Origin of the sequence: Vibrio sp. 10N.222.49.C9, from assembly GCF_041474985.1 — a bacterium.
Taxonomy (GTDB): Bacteria; Pseudomonadota; Gammaproteobacteria; order Enterobacterales; family Vibrionaceae; genus Vibrio; species Vibrio crassostreae_C.
Window position 1 is genome coordinate 1 of record NZ_JBFRVD010000731.1, and the last position, 303, is coordinate 303.

Here is a 303-nt window from a genome sequence, read left to right on the forward strand (position 1 = left end):
CTGTACTTCTTCATCTGCAATAGTGTCTTGCTCTGCATTTTCCGCCACTTCGATCACTGGCTTAATCTGCTTTTTCTTTTCCGATTTGTTTTTAGCCGATGATATTTCGGTAATGGTGTTTGTCGCCTTAGCTTCAGCTAACAACACACAGTCTTCGACGGCCGGCTCTAAAATAGGTCCTGCAATCTTATTGCGGCATGCTTGAGGTGGGATCGGGCTAGGCTTACACAGGTTTTCACCACTACCTGCTACACGAGCGCAAGAGCGACACACAAATTTTGGCTCCGCCACAATAGAATAGAT

The 303-nt window shown here is 46.2% G+C and carries 1 pseudogene; it reads right to left on the minus strand.

Going from position 1 to position 303, the window contains the following annotated elements:
* Positions 1 to 303: pseudogene (locus AB4585_RS25305) on the minus strand (hypothetical protein); the annotation flags it as partial.